This window comes from Azospirillum lipoferum, from assembly GCF_024170005.1.
Lineage (GTDB): Bacteria > Pseudomonadota > Alphaproteobacteria > Azospirillales > Azospirillaceae > Azospirillum > Azospirillum lipoferum.
This window is the reverse complement of the sequence record NZ_JALJXJ010000007.1, coordinates 107,689-124,095: the sequence shown is the minus strand read 5'-3', so window position 1 is coordinate 124,095 and position 16,407 is coordinate 107,689. Positions and strand designations below refer to the sequence as shown.

The following is a 16,407-nucleotide window of genomic DNA, read 5'->3' as shown; positions in this document are numbered from 1 at the left end:
TGCCGGGTGCGTGAATTCTATCCCGATCGCACGATCTGTCCACACACGGTATGAAGCAGGCGGATATGGCACGGCGCCCCAACATCCTCATCCTCATGGCTGACCAGATGATCCCGCAGGCGCTCGGCGCCTACGGCAACCCGACGGTGCGGACGCCGCACATCGACCGGCTGGCGGAGGGCGGCGTGGTGTTCGACAGCGCCTACTGCAACAGCCCGCTCTGCGCCCCCTCGCGCTATGTGTTCCTGTCGGGACGCCTGCCCTCGGCGATCGGCGGTTACGACAACGCCGCCGAATTCCCCTCCGCCGTTCCCACCTTCGCCCATTACCTGCGGCTGGCCGGCTACCAGACCATCCTGTCCGGCAAGATGCATTTCTGCGGGGCCGACCAGTTGCACGGCTTCGAGGAGCGGCTGACCACCGACATCTATCCGGCCGATTTCGGCTGGACGCCGGACTGGACCCGGCCCATGGAGCGGCCGAGCTGGTATCACAACATGAGTTCCGTGCGCGATGCCGGGCCCTGCCTGCGCACCAATCAGCTCGACTTCGATGAGGAGGTGGTCTTCACCGCCGAGCGCAAGCTGTACGACCTCGCCCGCGGCCGGCGGGAACGGCCCTTCGGCTTCGTGGTGTCGCTGACCCACCCGCACGATCCCTACGCCATCACCGAACGCTACTGGAACCGCCACACCGACGCGGAGGTGCCGATGCCGCGCGTCACCCTGGCGCCGGAGGCGATGGACCCGCATTCGCGGCGGCTGCGCCATGTCTGTGCGATGGACGAGATGCCGCTCAGCGACCGGCAGATCCACAACGCCCGCCGCGCCTACTACGGTTCCGTCGCCTATGTGGACGACCAGATCGGCCGGATCATGGGCGTGTTGGAGGAAACCGGCCTGGCCGACGACACCATCGTCGTCCTGCTGTCCGACCATGGCGACATGCTGGGCGAACGCGGGCTGTGGTACAAGATGAGCTTCTTCGAGTCCGCCTGCCGCATTCCGCTGATCATCCGGACGCCCGGCTGGTTCCAGGCCGGGCGGGTCGCCGCCTCCGTCTCGTCGATGGATCTGCTGCCGACCCTGGTCGACCTCGCCCATGACGGGGCGGCGCCGGGCTTGCGGACGCCGGTCGACGGGCGCAGCCTGCTGCCGCACCTTCAGCGCAGCGGCGGGCACGACGAGGTGATCGGCGAATATCTCGGCGAAGGTGCGGTGGCCCCGATCGTGATGATCCGGCGCGGTCCCGACAAATTCATCCATTCGCCGGCCGATCCCGACCAGCTCTACGACCTGTCCGACGATCCGGACGAGCTGGTGAACCGGGCCGAACAGCCGGCCGCCGGTTCGGAGGCGGCTGAGGCCCTGCGGGGCTACCGCGCCGAGGTGGAACAGCGCTGGAACCTGACGCGCCTGCATGAGGAGGTCGTCGCCAGTCAGCAGCGGCGGCTCCTGGTGGCCGACGCGCTGCGGCGGGGGCGGCACACGTCCTGGGATTTCCAGCCCTTCACCGACGCTGGCACCAGCTATATGCGCAACCATCTGGATCTCGACGATCTGGAAGCCATGGCGCGCTTCCCGCGCCCCGGCAACCCTGCGCAGTAAGACGGCGCGCCGGCCTGCCGGACGTCGACCATCACCCGACAGGAGGGACAGCATCATGCAGGCACTGGGGGTTGCAATGGGCGGTTTGGCGATGGGGCGTGCGGCACTAGCCGGCTTGGCGGCCGCGATCGGGGTGACGGCCGGTTTGCTGGTGGCATCGGGAGCGGCATCCGGGACGGCAGCGGCGGCGGAACCGGCCAGCTGCCAGACGGTGAGGATGGCCGATCCGGGCTGGACCGACATCACCTCAACCAATGCGGTGGCGGGAGCGCTGCTGGGCGCGCTGGGCTACCAGCAGAAGATCGAGACGGTCGCCGTGCCGATCATCTTCCAGGCGCTGAAGACCGGGCAGATCGATGTATTCCTCGGCAACTGGATGCCGGCGCAATCCACCTTCCTCGACAAGCTGATCGCCGAGAAATCCGTCGAGATCGTGCGTCCGAACCTGGAGAACGCCAAATTCACCCTGGCGGTGCCGACCGCGGTGGCCGATGCCGGCGTGCGCAGTTTCGCCGACCTCGCCCGTTACGGCGACCGCTTCGAAAAGAAGATCTATGGGATCGAGCCGGGCGCGCCGGCGAACCAGATTATCAAGCGCATGCTCGACAAGAAGGATTTCGGACTGGAAGGCTGGACCCTGGTCGAATCGAGCGAGCAGGCCATGCTGACGCAGGCGATGCGCCGGACACGCAGCAAGGACTGGGTGGTCTTCCTCGGCTGGCAGCCGCACCCGATGAACACCCGGATCGACATGACCTATCTCAGCGGCGGCGACGCCTATTTCGGTCCGAACTACGGCAGCACCACGGTCAACACGCTGTCCCGGCGGGGCTACGGCAGCGAATGCGCGAATGTCCACCGCCTGTTCAGCCAGCTCGCCTTCACCGTTGGGATGGAGAACGAGATCATGGCCGCCATCACGGAAGACAAGCAGGCGCCCAAGGATGCCGCGGCCGGCTACCTGAAGGCGCATCCCGACCTTCTCGGCCCCTGGCTGGCCGGCGTATCGACCCGCGACGGCAAGGATGCCGCCCCGGCGGTGCGCGCGGCCTTGGGCCTGAAGTGACGCAACCCGACGATAAGGAGACGAACAGCCATGCTGGCAGCGTTGCGCGCATGGATCCGGGCCCGCTTCCCGTCCTGGTTCCGGCCGGCCTACCGGCCCGAACGCCACTATATGCGGGGGCCCTCCGGCTTGCGATGAGGCCGGCAGGGGCGGGGGATGTGGACCGTCGCCCCGCTCCCCACGCCGGCGATCAATAACCCAGCGCGCAGCCGTCCTTGCGATGATCGGACGCACCGGTCAGGGTTCCGTTCTCCCAGTCGATAGCGATGGCCTGGGCTCCGCCGATGGCCCAGTTGGGGGCCTTCACGGTGAAGCCCCGGCGGGTCAGCTCCGGTCCCGCCTTGTCGCGGATCGCCGCCTCGGCCTCGACGGTGCGGGTGCCGGGCAAGGGGAACAGGCGCGGCAGGTCCATGGCACTCTGGAGGTCCAGGCCATGGTCGAACAGCTTGGACAGGAAATGGGCGTGGCCCATCGCCTGGTAATGCCCGCCCATGACGCCGAAGGTCAGGCTGACGCGCCCGTTTTCGGTGACCATGCCCGGAATGATGGTGTGCATCGGCCGCTTGCGCGGCGCCACCCTGTTGGGGTGCCCGTCGACCAGGGAGAAGCTCTGGCCCCGGTTGTGGAACAGCACGCCCGACCGCGGCGCCATCAGCCCGCTGCCATAGGGATGGAAGATCGAGCTGATGAAGCTGACGGCGGTGCGGTCCTTGTCGACCACGGCGATGTAGACGGTGTCCTTGTGCTCGACGCCGTCGAACACTCCGCTGGTCTCCAGCGCACGGCCAAGATCGATGCGGGAGGCCAGATCGTCGGCCAGCGCATCGGACAGCAGATGCTCGACCATCGAGGTCTTTGCATGTGCCGGATCCGCCAGGAAGGCGTCGCGCGCGGCATAGGCGAGCCGCGTCGCCTCGATCTCCACATGCAGATTGTCGGCACCGAGCGGATCGCCGGACGGCGAGAAGCGCTTCAGGATGTTCAGGATCATCAGGGCGATGATGCCCTGGCCGTTCGGCGGGCATTCATGGACGGTTCGGCCGCGATAGTCGGTCCGGATCGGCGTCACATACTCGCCCTTGGCCGCGGCGAAATCCTCCAGGCTGTGGAAGCCGCCGACGCTGCGCAGGAACTCCACCATGTCTTCGGCGACGGCGCCGCGATAGAAGGCGTCCGGCCCCTCGCGTCCGATGGCCTCCAGCGTGTCGGCCAGCAGCGGCTGGGTCTGCACGTTGCCGGCGGCGGGGGCCTTGCCTTCGACGAGGAAGGTGGCGGCGGCGGCCGGATCCTTGCGGATCAGGTCGGCCTGCTGGGCCAGATCGTGCGACACCCGCGGTGTCAGGACATAGCCCTCGCGCGCCAGGGCGATGGCCGGGGCGAAGACCTCGCTCAACGGCAGGCGGCCATGGTCGGCGACCAGCCGTGACCAGGCCTCCACCGCGCCCGGCACCGTGACCGCGTGGGGGGACTGCCGCTCGATCCCGGTGACGCCCGCCGCCCGCAGGCGTTCCAGCGTCATCGCCGCAGGGGTGCGGCCGGAGCCGTTGTAGGCGCGGATGTCGGTCCCGCCCTGCGGAGCGATCAGGGCGAAGCAGTCGCCGCCGATGCCGGTGGAGCCCGCCTCGACCACGCTCTGGACCGCGCAGGCCGCCACCGCGGCATCCATCGCGCTGCCGCCGGCCTTGAGGATCTCGACCGCCGTCAGCGTTGCGGCGGGATGGGAGGTCGCCGCCATCCCGTTGCGCCCCATGGCGAGCGAGCGGCCCGGTACTTCGAAATCGCGCATCGTCTCAGTTTCCCCGTTCCAGCCAGCTCAGCGTATCGTCCAGCGCGCCGCCGATCTTTGCAACCACGTCGCGGATCTCGTCGGCGGTGATGATCAGCGGCGGGCAGAGATGGATCATGTCGCCCATCGCCCGGGTGATGACGCCGCGGGCCTGGGCGAACTTCCCGACCTTCGCCGCCACGCCGAGCGCCGGATCGAACGGCGTCTTCGTCGCCTTGTCGCTGGTGATCTCCAGCGCGCCGATCAGGCCCATGCCGCGCTTGTCACCCACCAGGGGATGGCCGGCGAGCCCGTCCAGGGCCGCCTGCATCACCGGGGCGACCGCGCGCACATGGCCGAGGATGTCGCGTTCCTCGTAGATCCTCAGGGTTTCCAGCGCGACGGCGGTGGCGACCGGATGACCGCTGTAGGTGAAGCCGTGGCCGAAGGTGCCGATGGCACCACCCTGCTCGCGGACCGCGCCGTAGATCGTCTCGTTCACCATCAGGGCGGAGATCGGCTGATAGCCGGCGGACAGCTGCTTGGCCATCGAGATCATGTCGGGCTTCAGGCCGAAGGCCTCGCTGCCGAACAGGGTGCCGAGCCGGCCGAAGCCGCAGATCACCTCGTCGGCGATCAGCAGGATGTCGTATCTGCGCAGAACCGCCTGGATCTTCTCGTAATAGGTCGCCGGCGGAACGATGCAGCCGCCCGACGCCATCAGGGGTTCGGCGAAGAAGGCGCCGATGGTGTCGGGGTCCTCGCCCAGGATCAGCGCCTCCAGCGACTGAGCGCAGCGGGTGGCGAACTGCTCCTCGGTCTCGCCGGGCAGGCCATGGTGGTAGAGGCTCGGGCAGTCGGTGTGGAGGATGCCGGCGAGCGGCAGGTCGAACGCCTTGTGGGTGTAGGGCAGGCCGGTCAGGCTGGCGGACGCCACCGTCACCCCGTGATAGGCGCGCTGGCGGGAGATGATCTTCTTCTTCCGCGGCTTGCCGATGGCGTTGTGATAGTACCAGACCAGCTTGATGGCGGTGTCGTTGGCCTCCGAGCCGGAGTTGGCGAAGAACACCTTGGACATCGGCACCGGCGCCATCGCGATCAGCCGTTCCGACAGCTCGATGGCCGGTTCGTGGGAGCGGCCGCCGAAGCTGTGGTAGAAGGGCAGGGCCTGCATCTGCCGGTGCGCCGCCTCGACCAGCCGGCTCTCGCTGAAGCCGAGCGAGGCGCAGAACAGGCCGGCCAGCGCCTCGACATAGCGGTTGCCCTCGCTGTCGATCACATGGATGCCGTCGCCGCGCGCCAGCACCAGCGGGCCGTCCGCCTCATGGACGACCGGGTTGGTGTAGGGGTGCAGGATGGTCGCGACATCCCGCGCCTCCAGCGAATTCGCCCGCCGGTCGTTGCCGCCGATCATCGTCATCTCCGTCTCTCCCGCCGGCCGTGCCGGTCTGTGGTTCGGTTGGTATCCAATATCGTATACAGCCCCGGACCTGCGGAACCGCCATCTTGGGTCGGGCTCCGGGATCCAGGGTCATGGGTCCAGCCTCAAAGGTTCTTTCTCAGGATTGGCTCCGCTGGATGAACTGGCGGAAGCGGTCGGTGCGGGGATGGGCGAACATCTCCGCCGACGCTCCCTCCTCCTCCACCCGGCCCTGGTGCAGGAACAGGCTGCGGGTCGAGACATGGCGGGCGAAGCCCATCTCATGGGTGACCACCAGCATGGTGCGGCCCTCCTCGGCGAGCGCCCGCATGACCTTCAGCACCTCGCCCACCAGTTCCGGGTCGAGGGCGGAGGTCGGCTCGTCGAACAGCAGCACCTCGGGATGGCTGGCCAGCGCGCGGGCGATGGCGGCGCGCTGCTGCTGCCCGCCCGACAGCACCGCCGGATATTCGTGGCGCTTGGCTGCCAGCCCGACCTTGTCGAGCAGGGCTTCGGCCTCCTCGATGCAGTCCTTTCGCGGGCGGCGCTGGACATGCACCGGGGCCTCGATAACGTTCTCCAGGATGGTCATGTGGGGCCAGAGGTTGAAGCTCTGGAAGACCATGGAGGCACGGGTGCGCACCCGCGTCAGCTGGGCCGGATCGGCGGGAGCCTGCCGGCCGTCGCGGCGGCGGCGCATCCGCACATTCTCGCCGCAGACGATGATCTCGCCGGCATCGGGGGTTTCCAGGAAGTTGACGCAGCGCAGCAGGGTCGATTTTCCCGACCCGGACGACCCGAGGATGGCGACGACGTCGCCCTGGTTGGCGGTGAAGGAGATGCCTTTCAGAACCTCGATGGAGCCGAAGCTCTTGTGCAGGTCGAGGACGGCGATCTTCTCGACCGGCCAAGGGGGCGTGCCGTTCCGTGTTGCGGCAGCCTGCGGCGGGAGGGCGTGCGTCGCCGTCATGCGGGTTCTCCGGTGGTGCAGATCGTCGGTGGCGCAGGCTGGCGGCGGGGACGCCGGGGCGACAGCCACCATTCCAGCAGCAGGACCGCGCGGGTCAGAATCAGGGTCAGGGCGAGGTAGATGAGGCCGGCGCAGGCGAAGATCTCGACCGCCCGGTAGGTCTGGGCGATCATCTTGCCGGCCAGCCCGGTCACCTCCATCAGGGTGATGGTGGAGGCGAGCGAGGTCGCCTTGGCCATCAGCACCAGCTCGTTGCCATAGGCGGGCAGCGCCTGACGGATCGCCAGCGGCAGCACGATCCGCCGCAGGCGCATCAGCGGACGCATGCCGCAGGCGGATGCCGCCTCCAGCGCGCCGGGCGGCACCGATGCGAGCCCGCCGCGGATGATCTCGCTGGAATAGGCGGCGGTGTTCATCGCCATGGCCAGCACGGCGCAGAAATAGGGATCGCGGAAGAAGCTCCACAGGCCGAGATCCTGAAGGGCGGGGCGGAACTGTCCCAGGCCGTAATAGATCATGAACAGCTGGATCAGCAGCGGCGTGCCGCGGAAGACGAAGACATAGGCGCGCGCAGGAGCCGACAGCAGTACGATGCCCGATGTCCGCATCAGCGCCAGCACCAGCGCGCCGGCGCCGCCGAGCAGGATCGAGCTTGCGGTGAGGTGCAGCGTCAGGGGCAGGCCGCCGAGCAGGGTCAGCAGCGTCGCCTGCATGAAGGACAGGTCCATCATCCCCTCCTGAACGGGCGGAGCGACCGGATTTCCGCCCAGCGGAAAGCCTGTCCGGACAGCGAGGTGATGGCGAGATAGAGCAGCAGCGCCGCCGAATAGAACAGGAAGGGCTCCCGCGTCGATCCCGCCCCGACCTGGGCGGCCCGCAGCAGCTCCACCAGCCCGATCACCGAGATCAGGGCGGAGTCCTTCAGGATCAGCTGCCAGACATTGCCCAGGCCGGGCAGGGCATGGCGGATCATCTGGGGAGCCAGGACCCGGCGGAACATCAGCAGCGATCCCATTCCGGCGGCGCGGGCGGATTCGATCTGGCCGCGCGGGATGACGGTGAAGGCGCCGCGGAAGACTTCCGCCTGATAGGCGGCCGACACCACGCCCAGCGCCAGCACGCCGGTCAGGAAGACCGGCAGGCCGATGAAGCCGTCATAGCCGGCGGCATTGCCGATCCAGGACAGGATCTGGCTGCCGCCGAAATAGAACAGGTAGATGACCAGCAGATCGGGAACCCCGCGCAGCACGGTGGTGACGGCATCGGCCGCCGTCCTGGCAAGGAGGCCGCCGGCGATGCGGGCATAGGCCAGCAGCGCGCCCAGCAGCGCCCCGACCGCCAGCCCGGAAATGGACAGGGCCACCGTCATCAGGGCCGCGGCCAGCAGGGGAACGCCCCAGCCGTCCGGCCCCAGGAAAAGGTCGAACAGGTGCATCGATGTGGTGCTCCGTCCAGGACCGCTCCGGAGGGGCGGCACGTCAGGATCGCCCCGGAGGAGCGGCACGACGCCCGCGTGGCCGCGGGCGCAGGGAGACCTCAGTTCATCAGGCTGGTCTTCAGCCACTTCTGGGCCAGCTTGTCGATGGTGCCGTCGGCCTTGGCGGCCAGGATCGCCTTGTCGAACATCTCCTTCAGGACGGTGTCGTCCTTGCGCAGGCCGACGGCGATGCCCTTGCCGAACACGTCGCCGACGAAGGTCGGACCGGCCAATGTGAAGGCCTGGTAGTCGGGCTTGGCGAGCAGGGCGGTCAGCGAGCTTTTCTGGGCGACCACGCCGTCGATGCGGCCGGCCTGCAAGTCGAGGTCATGCTGCTCGGTGGTCTTGTATTCGCGGACCGTCACGCTGTCCTTGAGGTATTTTTCCAGGAATGTGGTGTTGCTGGTGGCGGTCTGGGTGCCGATCGACTTGCCCTTCAGCTGCGCCGCGATGGGGTCGAGTGCGGCCTTCACCTTGGCGGGGTCGCCGCCCAGATCGACCGTGGTGCCGGTGCCCGGCAGCCTGGCGAGCGGGCTGGTCTTCTCGACCATGATGGCGGCGGCGGTCGGCGCGTAGGGCTCGCTGAAGCCGATGACCGCGAGGCGCTTTTCCGTCACGATCATCGACGCCATGATCGCATCGAACTTGCGGGCGTTCAGCGCCGGGATCAGGCCATCCCAATCCTGCGCCACGATGGTGCAGCGGACGGCCATCCGGGCGCACAGGTCGTTGGCGAGATCGATCTCCAGCCCGTCCAGCTTGCCGCCGGGGGTGGTGAAGTTCCACGGTTCATAGGCGCCTTCGGTGGCGATGGTGATGGCCGCCGGCTTGGTCTGCGCGGTGGCAGTGGCGGCGCTGCCGATGGTGGCCGACACCGCGGCGAGCAGCAGCGTCGAGGCGAGGATCAGAGTCTTCATCGTGATTGTCCCTGTTCAGTGGACTGTTTTCAGGATTGTTTCTTGTTGATGCGGGTTTGGTCCCGCTTCCGGTCTTGGCATTTCATGGCTTTCAAATCCGGGACCGGTTCCGCGCGACGGCGGTCAGGCACAGGATTTCGAACAGCACCTGGGCGGCGACCTGTGCGGTGTTGCTGGTGGGGTCATATTGCGGCGCCACCTCCACCACGTCGCCGCCGACGACGTCGAGGCCGACCGCTCCGCGCAGGATGGCCAGCGCCTGGGCCGAGGTCAGGCCGCCGACCTCCGGGGTACCGGTGCCGGGGGCGAAGGCGGGATCGAGGCCGTCGACGTCGAAGCTGACATAGGTGGGCCCGTCGCCGACGACCCGCCGCATGCGGTCGATCACCGCGCGCACCCCCATCAGCTCCACCTCCTCGGCATGGATCACCGTCATCCCGGACTCGTAGGAGAAGTCCCAGAGATATTCGGAATTGCCGCGGATCCCGATCTGGATCGTGCGTTCCGGATCGAGCACGCCGTCGAGCACCGCCTGACGGAACGGCCCGCCATGGTGGAACTTGCAGCCCTCGAAAGACCCGCCGGTGTCGCAATGGGCATCGATGTGGATCAGGCCGACGGGACGGTCGCGGCCGATCGCGCGCAGGACCGGCAGGGTGACGGAGTGGTCGCCTCCCACCCCCAGCGGCACGGTCCCGGCCGCCACCATCGCGGCGACGAACCGTTCGATGTCCTCATGGGCCTGGGCGAGATCGAACCGGCTGCGGAAGGGGACGTCGCCGACATCCACCACCACATGGTCGCCGGAGGGAACCAGTCCCAGGACATGCTCATAAGGCCCGACCCGCTCGACACCGCGCACGGCGCGTGGGCCGAAGCGGGCGCCCGAGCGGTTGGTCACGCCCAGATCCATGGGAATGCCGTAGAGCGCCATGTCGATCCCGATGAAGTCGGGCGCCACCTCCGGCCGGTAGGGCGCCTTCAGCAGGGTTGCGATCCCGGCATAGGGAGCCTGCCGGACGTCGCCATCCTTGAAAACCTCGGACGCCACCTTGGCAAAGGCCGGGTTCGCCACCTCATCCCCGCGGGAATGAGAGTACCGCGCCCGCAATCGTTCCAGCTTGCGGTGATCGAACACGCACGTCTCCTCTGTTGGCGCCGCCGGGCTCGATGCCCATGCGGCCGCCTGTCAAAGCCCGTGACGCCTGCACTGTGGTTCCGCTTCCCCGGTGTCGATGGCCGGCAGCATTGCCGGCTCTTCTAATTCTTTGCCGATCAAGGATTTCTTGCCGTTCACCCTTGTTGGATACAAAATCGTATCCAATATTGGATGCGAGTGCAAGCGGCTTTGCGGCCGGCTTGCCTGGATGCCGCACAGGCCCTATCAAGGGTGCGGGTCAGCGAAAGGGACGGGTGGGGCGACGATGGCTGAGGACAAGACCGGATCGGACCAGTCGGTTCGCCAGAAGACCTACAAGGAGCTGAAGGCGATGATCCTGTCGGGCCGCCTGCGCCCGTCCGAACGGCTGTCGGAAAGCCGGCTCGCCGAACGGCTGGGGGTCAGCCGCACCCCCCTGCGCGAAGCCTTGATGAAGCTGGAGAAGGAGGGGCTGGTCGTCGGGCAACGCAATGTCGGCTACAGCGTGGTCGATGTCGATCTGCCGACCGTGCGCAACCTCCTGGTGGTGCGGCAGGTTCTGGATGTCTGCGCCGCCGAGATCGCCTGCGACGTCGCGACGGAGGAGGATTTCGCCCGCATCCGCGCCATCATCGAGGAGATGGAGGCGCTGAACCTGTCGATGGCCGGAAGCCGCGTGGACGCGGCCCGCGTGCTGGATCTGGGCTTGCGCATCCACAGGGTGATCGCGGAGATCACCCGGAACGACGTGCTGATCCGGGTGACCGAACAGGTCTACGAACAGCTCCAGCTGGCGCTGCTGCTGGAGATCCTGTGGATCGACCTCAAGGATGCCGGGCTTGAGGAGCACCAGGCCATCGCCAACGCCATCTTCGCCCGCGACCGGGTGGCCGCCGGCACGGCGGCAAGGCTGCATGTCGAACACAGCCTGGAGAACATGGCCAAGGTGCAGGAACTGCTCGACCTCCGCCGCGCGGCGAGCGGCCTGTAACGGGGGCTCCGCCGCCTCACCTGCGTTGCATCGGCAGCTGGATCTCGAACGTCGCGCCATGGGGGTCGGAGGCTTTCACCGACACGCCGCCGCCATGCGCCTCCGCGATCGCCTTCACCACCGCCAGCCCCAGACCGCTGCCGCCCGTCCGGCGCGACCGGGATTCGTCGGCGCGCCAGAAGGGGGTGAAGATGCCGGTGGCGGCCTCCTCCGGCAGGCCGGGGCCGTTGTCGCAGACGCGCAGGATGGCATGGTCGCGGGTCACGCGGGTTTCGATCACCACCTCGCCGGGGGCCGCATGGCGCCGGACATTGTCGAGCAGCGCCACCAGCGACTGGCGGATGCGCGCACCGTCGGCATCGACCACCACGGCTCCCAGGTCCAGCCTGACCGAGACCTCGGCCAGTTGCAGCATGGGACCGATGGCCGTCACCACGGAAACGACCTCCTGCGCCAGATCGATCGGCTCTAACCGCAGTTCCAGCCGGCCGTTCTGCGCCAGCGTCAGGATCTTCAGATCGTCGACGATCCGGCCCAACCCCTCGACCTGGGTCAGGAGGGTCCGGAGGGACGGCGTGTCGGGGATGAAGACGCCGTCGACATAGCCTTGCAACTGGCCGCGCAGAATGGTCAGCGGGGTGCGCAGCTCATGGGCGACCGCCGCGTGCCAGGCCCGCATCTCCGCCTCGGCCCGGCTCAGCTGGCCGGCCATGTGGTTGAAATCCTCGATCAGCTGGCGGGTCTCGGCGAAGGACGCCCTGGTCGGCGCGGCGCGCGCGCCGAGATCGCCGGTGGCGATCCGCCGCGCCGCCGTCGCGACCGCATCCAGCGGCTGGATGAGCTGGTTGGCGAAGCGCATCGCCGCCAGGATGGCGCCCGCCAGCCCGACGGCCCACAGCGTGAGGAAGGCGACCCACTCGGCGGGCGACGGCCAATAGCTGTCGGGCTCCGGCATATCCTCCAGCCCCTCGGGACCGAAGAAACGGAAATAGATGAAGGCGTAGAACAGGAACATGCCGGCGCACATCAGCACCAGCGCGAGGCCGGTCACGCCCGCCATCGCCGTCACCAGCTGGCGGTTCAGCGGTTTGATCGGCTTCATGGCGCGGCGGTCAGCCGATAGCCGACGCCGCGCACCCCTTCGAAGAAGGCGGCGAGCCCCGCAGCCTGCAACTTGCGCCGGATGTTGCTGGCATGGGTGTCGATCGTCCGTTCCAGCGTGTCGCTTTCCGGCAGGCAGGCGTCGATCAGCTCGGCGCGGCTGAACACGCGGGTCGGCTGGCGGGCCATATGCGACAGGATGCGGAATTCCGTCGCCGTGAGGTCGACGCGGACCCGTGCGTCGCCGGTCTGGACATTGACGGCATAGGCGGTCAGGTCGATCTCGACCGGACCGACCCGGATCACGGCGCTGTCGCTCCGGCCCATCGCCCGGCGCAGCACCGCCTTCACCCTGGCCACGACCTCCAGCGGATTGAAGGGCTTGACGATGTAGTCGTCGGCCCCGATCCGCAGCGCCTGGAGCTTGTCCAGATCCTCGTCGAGCGCGGTGACCATGATCACCGGGGTATCTCCCCGGCGGCGGAGGCCGGCCAGGACTTCGAAGCCGTCCAGCTTCGGCATCTTCACGTCGAGGATGACGAGGTCGGGCTTCAGCTGCTGATGGAGATCGAGGGCGATCTGCCCGTTCTCCGCCCTGACCGTGCGCAACCCTTCGCGATCGAGATAGCCCATGATGATCCGGGCGACCTCCGGTTCATCCTCGGCAACCAGAACCAATGCGTTCATGTCGTCCTTCGTCTTCCCGACACCATCCGGCGGCCACACGGCCCGGCAGGGTTCCCCAGAATTGCAGCCAAGACTTCGCTCCATCCGGTCCGTGGTACAAGGGCCGGTTTTACCCTGATGCCGGCCGGCAGCCGCCCAGGGAGTTGCCAATGGAGCCGCCCAGCGCGCGATGGAGCGTGACGGCATTCTCCAGACGGCCCCGCTGGGCGTCGAGCAGGGCCTGATCGGCGGCAAACAGGCTCCGTTCCGCGTCCAGCACGTCGAGATAGCCGACGGCGCCGGCCCGATAGCGTTTCAGGGCCAGGGCATGGCGCCTCTCCTCCAGATCGCGCAGCGTCCTGCGGGAGGCGACATCGCGCTCCAGCAGGGTCTGGCCGGCCAGCGCGTCGGACACCTCCCGGAAGGCGATCTGGATCGTCCGCTCATAGTCGGCCACGGCGATGGTCTCGCGCGCCTTCGCCAGATCGAGGTTGGACTGGTTCCGCCCGCCGTCGAACAGGGGAAGGCTCAGCTGCGGGACGAACTGCCAGGCGGCGCTGCCCGCCGTGAACAGCGAACGCAGGTCGTTGGAGGCGACGCCCCCCAGCGCCGTCAGGCGGATCGACGGGAAGAAGGCGGCCCGTGCCGCGCCGATCTGGGCGTTGGCGGCGATCAGCCGCTGTTCCGCCGCCATGATGTCCGGCCGTGCCGCCAGCAGCTCCGACGGCAGGCCCGGTTGCAGCGGCCCCCAGCCGGCCGCGAAGGCGTCGGTGCCGAAAGCCGGAGCGGAGCGTGCATCCTCCGGGCCGGTTGCGGCATCGCTATATCCGGTCAACAGGGACAGCTGGTTGGCGGCGCGCTCGCGGGAAAGCTCCTGCTCGATCAGCTCCGCCTCGGCGGCGGCGACCAGGGTCTTCGCCTGCTGCACCTCCAGGGGCGAGGCGGCACCGGCGGCCAGCCGGTGGTCCATCAGGGCGACGGCCTTCCGCCGTGACGCGACGGCGTGGCGGGCGAGCGCGGCGCGGGCGTCGGCGGCGCGTTCCACGATATAGGTCCGTGCCACTTCGGCGATCAGGCTGACGCGGACCGTCCGCTGCGCCTGCCCGGTCGCCAGGAACTCGTGCAGGGCCGCATCGGACAGGCTCTTCGCCTTGCCGAAGAAATCCAGCTCGTAGGCCGACAGGGCGAGCCCGGCCTGATGGGCGGACTCGTTGTCCCGGGCCGGATTGGTGCTCGTCGCCTCGAAGGCGACGGCGGGACGGCGGGCGGCGGACTGAAGCCCGTTCAGCGCCCGCGCCTCCTCGACGCGGGCCATGGCGATCTTCAGGTCGCGGTTGTGCTCCAGCGCCGCCGCGACGAGGCGTTCGAGCCGCGGATCGGGATGGCGCATGCACTGGGCCGCCGCCTGTGCCTTGTCGGGTGCCGCGCCGGGTGCGGCCGGGGATGGCTGATAGCTCGCCGGAATGGGCGCCGTGGGACGTTCATAGGGCGGCGCCAGCGAACAGCCGGACAGCAGGGCGATGCCGCAGAGGGTGGCGAGCCGGGTGGACGGGCGGGGTGCTTTGCCGGTGATGGTCACGACCGCCCCTCCTGCCCGCTCCGGGGGGACGGGAGGAACTTCGCAAGGCCGCGCTGGCCGATCAGATAGCGCCGCCCGCTGCCCGACGGCAGCGAAACGATCGCCTCCACCACGCGCTCGTCGACACGCTGCTGGGCATCGCTCGGGTCGAGCCTGCGCTGCCCCAGGATCTGGCCGATCCGCAGGACCTCGCCGGAAACCGGCTCCGGAGCGCTGTCGAACTGGATGGTCACCGGCTGGCCCGGCACGACCTGCCGCATCAGGCGCTCCTCGATGTCGACGCGCAGGATGAAGCGCTCGTTGGGCACCAGGGTGAACAGGGTCGAGACGTTGAGGGTCGAGGCCCCGCTGCCGGGGCGGGCGAGCAGCCGGACGATCCGGCCATCGACGGGGGCCCGGACCTCGCGCTGCGCAATCTCCATCTCCGCCGAGGCGACGCGCGCGCGGGCGAGGCGGAGAGCCGCATCATGGGCGGCGAGGTCGGCCTCGGCCTCCTCCAGGCGGCTCTGCGCCTCGTCATACAGCCTCGACGCCTCGGCGCCGTCACGGCGCAGGCGGTCGAGACGGTTGCGCTCCCGCCGGCTGGCGGCGATGCGGACCCGCAGGGGGCCGCCGCGCGCCACCGTCTCGGCAAGCGCGGCCTTGGCCTCCTCCAGGGCGGCGCGGGCGGTGCGGTCGTCCTGGCGCGCCAGCAGGTCGCCGGCCCGCACGTCGGCACCTTCCGCCACGAAGATGTCCGTGATGACGCCGTCCCGCTGGGCGGCGATCTGGATCATGCCGCCATCGACATCGACACGGCCGCGACCGGCGGCCACGACCGGCAGGCCGACGGACAGAGGCTGGCCGTCTACGGCGGTCCCGGCTTGCGGCTCGTCCGCCACCACCGCGGAATACACCGCCCCGATGCCCGAACCGGCGGCCACGGACAGCAGTCCGGCCAGGATGATTTTCTTAAGGCGCGGCATTGTCGGATACCCGGTCAGGAGAAGGGGCGCAGCCGGTCCGCTCGTCCGACAGGATGCGCCCGTCCTCGATGGTGACGACGCGGTCGGCATGGGCGATCAGGCGGCTGTCATGGGTGACGCACAGCACCGCCGCCCGGTGCAGATGGGCGATGCGGCGCAGGATGAGGGTGACCATGTCGCCGTTGTAGCGGTCGAGCGCCGAGGTCGGCTCGTCGGCGAACAGCAGGGTGGGGCGCTTCACCAGGGCGCGCGCGATGGCGACGCGCTGCTTTTCGCCGCCGGACAGCGCCGCCGGCTTCAGATGGGCGCGGTCGGCCAGCCCGACCTCGGTCAGCGCCCGGCGAGCCCGCGCCTCGATCTCCGCCGCCGGGGTGCCGGTCATCTGCAGGACGAGACGGACCTGATCCAGCGCATCGAGCGCACCGAACAGGTTCGGGCTTTGGAAGATGAAGCCGCAATGGCGCAGGCGGATCGCGGTCAGCTCGTCGTCGCCGAGGCAGCCGGTGGGCTGGCCGAGAATGTCGACCCGTCCCCGGTCGGGGCGCGACAGGCCGGCCAGCACCGCCATCAGCGTCGATTTGCCGGAACCGGACGGTCCCATCAGCAGGGTCAGCTCGCCGCAGCGCGCCGTCAGGTCGATACCCTTCAGGATGTCCATCCGGCTGTCGCCGCTGCTGTAGGATTTGAACAGGCCGTGGGCGGCGAGCGCCGGCGTGTCGGAGGAAACGAGCATCTTGGGGTGTCC

Annotated in this window: 15 protein-coding genes; 3 read left to right on the top strand and 12 right to left on the bottom strand. The window is 68.8% G+C overall.

Annotation, left to right across the window (positions count from 1 at the left end; translation table 11 throughout):
- The first annotated feature begins 65 nt into the window (after nucleotides 1-65).
- Nucleotides 66-1,607: a choline-sulfatase gene (gene betC / locus J2848_RS16850; protein ID WP_149232324.1), complete on the top strand. Its 1,542-nt coding sequence runs from the start codon at nucleotides 66-68 to the stop codon at nucleotides 1,605-1,607.
- 55 nt (nucleotides 1,608-1,662) lie between these two features.
- The gene (gene choX, locus J2848_RS16845; protein ID WP_246193951.1) at nucleotides 1,663-2,673 is read left to right on the top strand and encodes a choline ABC transporter substrate-binding protein; all 1,011 of its coding nucleotides are present in this window, start codon (nucleotides 1,663-1,665) and stop codon (nucleotides 2,671-2,673) included.
- 190 nt (nucleotides 2,674-2,863) lie between these two features.
- On the opposite strand, the gene J2848_RS16840 is transcribed toward choX, so the two are convergent.
- The 7 genes from J2848_RS16840 to speB all read right to left on the bottom strand — a co-directional run bounded on the left by J2848_RS16840 (nucleotide 2,864) and on the right by speB (nucleotide 10,360).
- A complete protein-coding gene (locus tag J2848_RS16840) occupies nucleotides 2,864-4,459 on the bottom strand; it encodes a gamma-glutamyltransferase family protein (RefSeq protein WP_149232325.1) in 1,596 nt (531 codons plus the stop codon).
- A gap of 4 nt (nucleotides 4,460-4,463) precedes the next feature.
- Entirely contained in the window at nucleotides 4,464-5,858 is a 1,395-nt protein-coding gene (locus J2848_RS16835) for an aspartate aminotransferase family protein (protein WP_246193952.1), read from the bottom strand.
- Nucleotides 5,859-5,997: 139 nt separating this feature from the next.
- Nucleotides 5,998-6,828 (bottom strand): ABC transporter ATP-binding protein, encoded by an 831-nt coding sequence (locus J2848_RS16830; protein ID WP_149232326.1) that lies wholly within the window; start codon nucleotides 6,826-6,828, stop codon nucleotides 5,998-6,000.
- On the bottom strand, nucleotides 6,825-7,559 hold the full coding sequence (locus J2848_RS16825) for an ABC transporter permease (protein WP_318604587.1): 735 nt from the start codon (nucleotides 7,557-7,559) through the stop codon (nucleotides 6,825-6,827). Before J2848_RS16825 ends, J2848_RS16830 begins: the two co-directional genes overlap by 4 nt.
- A complete protein-coding gene (locus J2848_RS16820; protein WP_149232328.1) occupies nucleotides 7,556-8,263 on the bottom strand; it encodes an ABC transporter permease in 708 nt (235 codons plus the stop codon). Before J2848_RS16820 ends, J2848_RS16825 begins: the two co-directional genes overlap by 4 nt.
- Before the next feature lie 101 nt (nucleotides 8,264-8,364).
- On the bottom strand, nucleotides 8,365-9,222 hold the full coding sequence (locus J2848_RS16815; RefSeq protein WP_149232329.1) for a transporter substrate-binding domain-containing protein: 858 nt from the start codon (nucleotides 9,220-9,222) through the stop codon (nucleotides 8,365-8,367).
- A 91-nt stretch (nucleotides 9,223-9,313) separates the two neighbouring features.
- Nucleotides 9,314-10,360, bottom strand: coding sequence for an agmatinase (speB, locus tag J2848_RS16810; RefSeq protein WP_149232330.1), 1,047 nt, complete (start codon nucleotides 10,358-10,360; stop codon nucleotides 9,314-9,316).
- 286 nt (nucleotides 10,361-10,646) lie between these two features.
- Here speB and J2848_RS16805 point away from each other — a divergent pair, with 286 nt between their 5' ends.
- Nucleotides 10,647-11,351, top strand: coding sequence for a GntR family transcriptional regulator (locus J2848_RS16805; protein ID WP_170307087.1), 705 nt, complete (start codon nucleotides 10,647-10,649; stop codon nucleotides 11,349-11,351).
- Nucleotides 11,352-11,367: 16 nt separating this feature from the next.
- On the opposite strand, the gene J2848_RS16800 is transcribed toward J2848_RS16805, so the two are convergent.
- From J2848_RS16800 to J2848_RS16780, 5 genes are all read right to left on the bottom strand, one after another.
- Complete coding sequence (locus J2848_RS16800) at nucleotides 11,368-12,453, bottom strand: ATP-binding protein (protein ID WP_149232332.1); 1,086 nt, start codon at nucleotides 12,451-12,453, stop codon at nucleotides 11,368-11,370.
- Nucleotides 12,450-13,139: a response regulator gene (locus J2848_RS16795; RefSeq protein ID WP_149232333.1), complete on the bottom strand. Its 690-nt coding sequence runs from the start codon at nucleotides 13,137-13,139 to the stop codon at nucleotides 12,450-12,452. The genes J2848_RS16800 and J2848_RS16795 overlap by 4 nt, the downstream gene beginning before the upstream one ends.
- A 109-nt stretch (nucleotides 13,140-13,248) precedes the next feature.
- Nucleotides 13,249-14,697 (bottom strand): efflux transporter outer membrane subunit, encoded by a 1,449-nt coding sequence (locus tag J2848_RS16790; protein WP_149232334.1) that lies wholly within the window; start codon nucleotides 14,695-14,697, stop codon nucleotides 13,249-13,251.
- Entirely contained in the window at nucleotides 14,694-15,662 is a 969-nt protein-coding gene (locus J2848_RS16785) for an HlyD family secretion protein (protein WP_149232335.1), read from the bottom strand. Before J2848_RS16785 ends, J2848_RS16790 begins: the two co-directional genes overlap by 4 nt.
- Nucleotides 15,649-16,395: an ABC transporter ATP-binding protein gene (locus tag J2848_RS16780; protein WP_149232336.1), complete on the bottom strand. Its 747-nt coding sequence runs from the start codon at nucleotides 16,393-16,395 to the stop codon at nucleotides 15,649-15,651. Before J2848_RS16780 ends, J2848_RS16785 begins: the two co-directional genes overlap by 14 nt.
- Nucleotides 16,396-16,407: the final 12 nt, after the last annotated feature.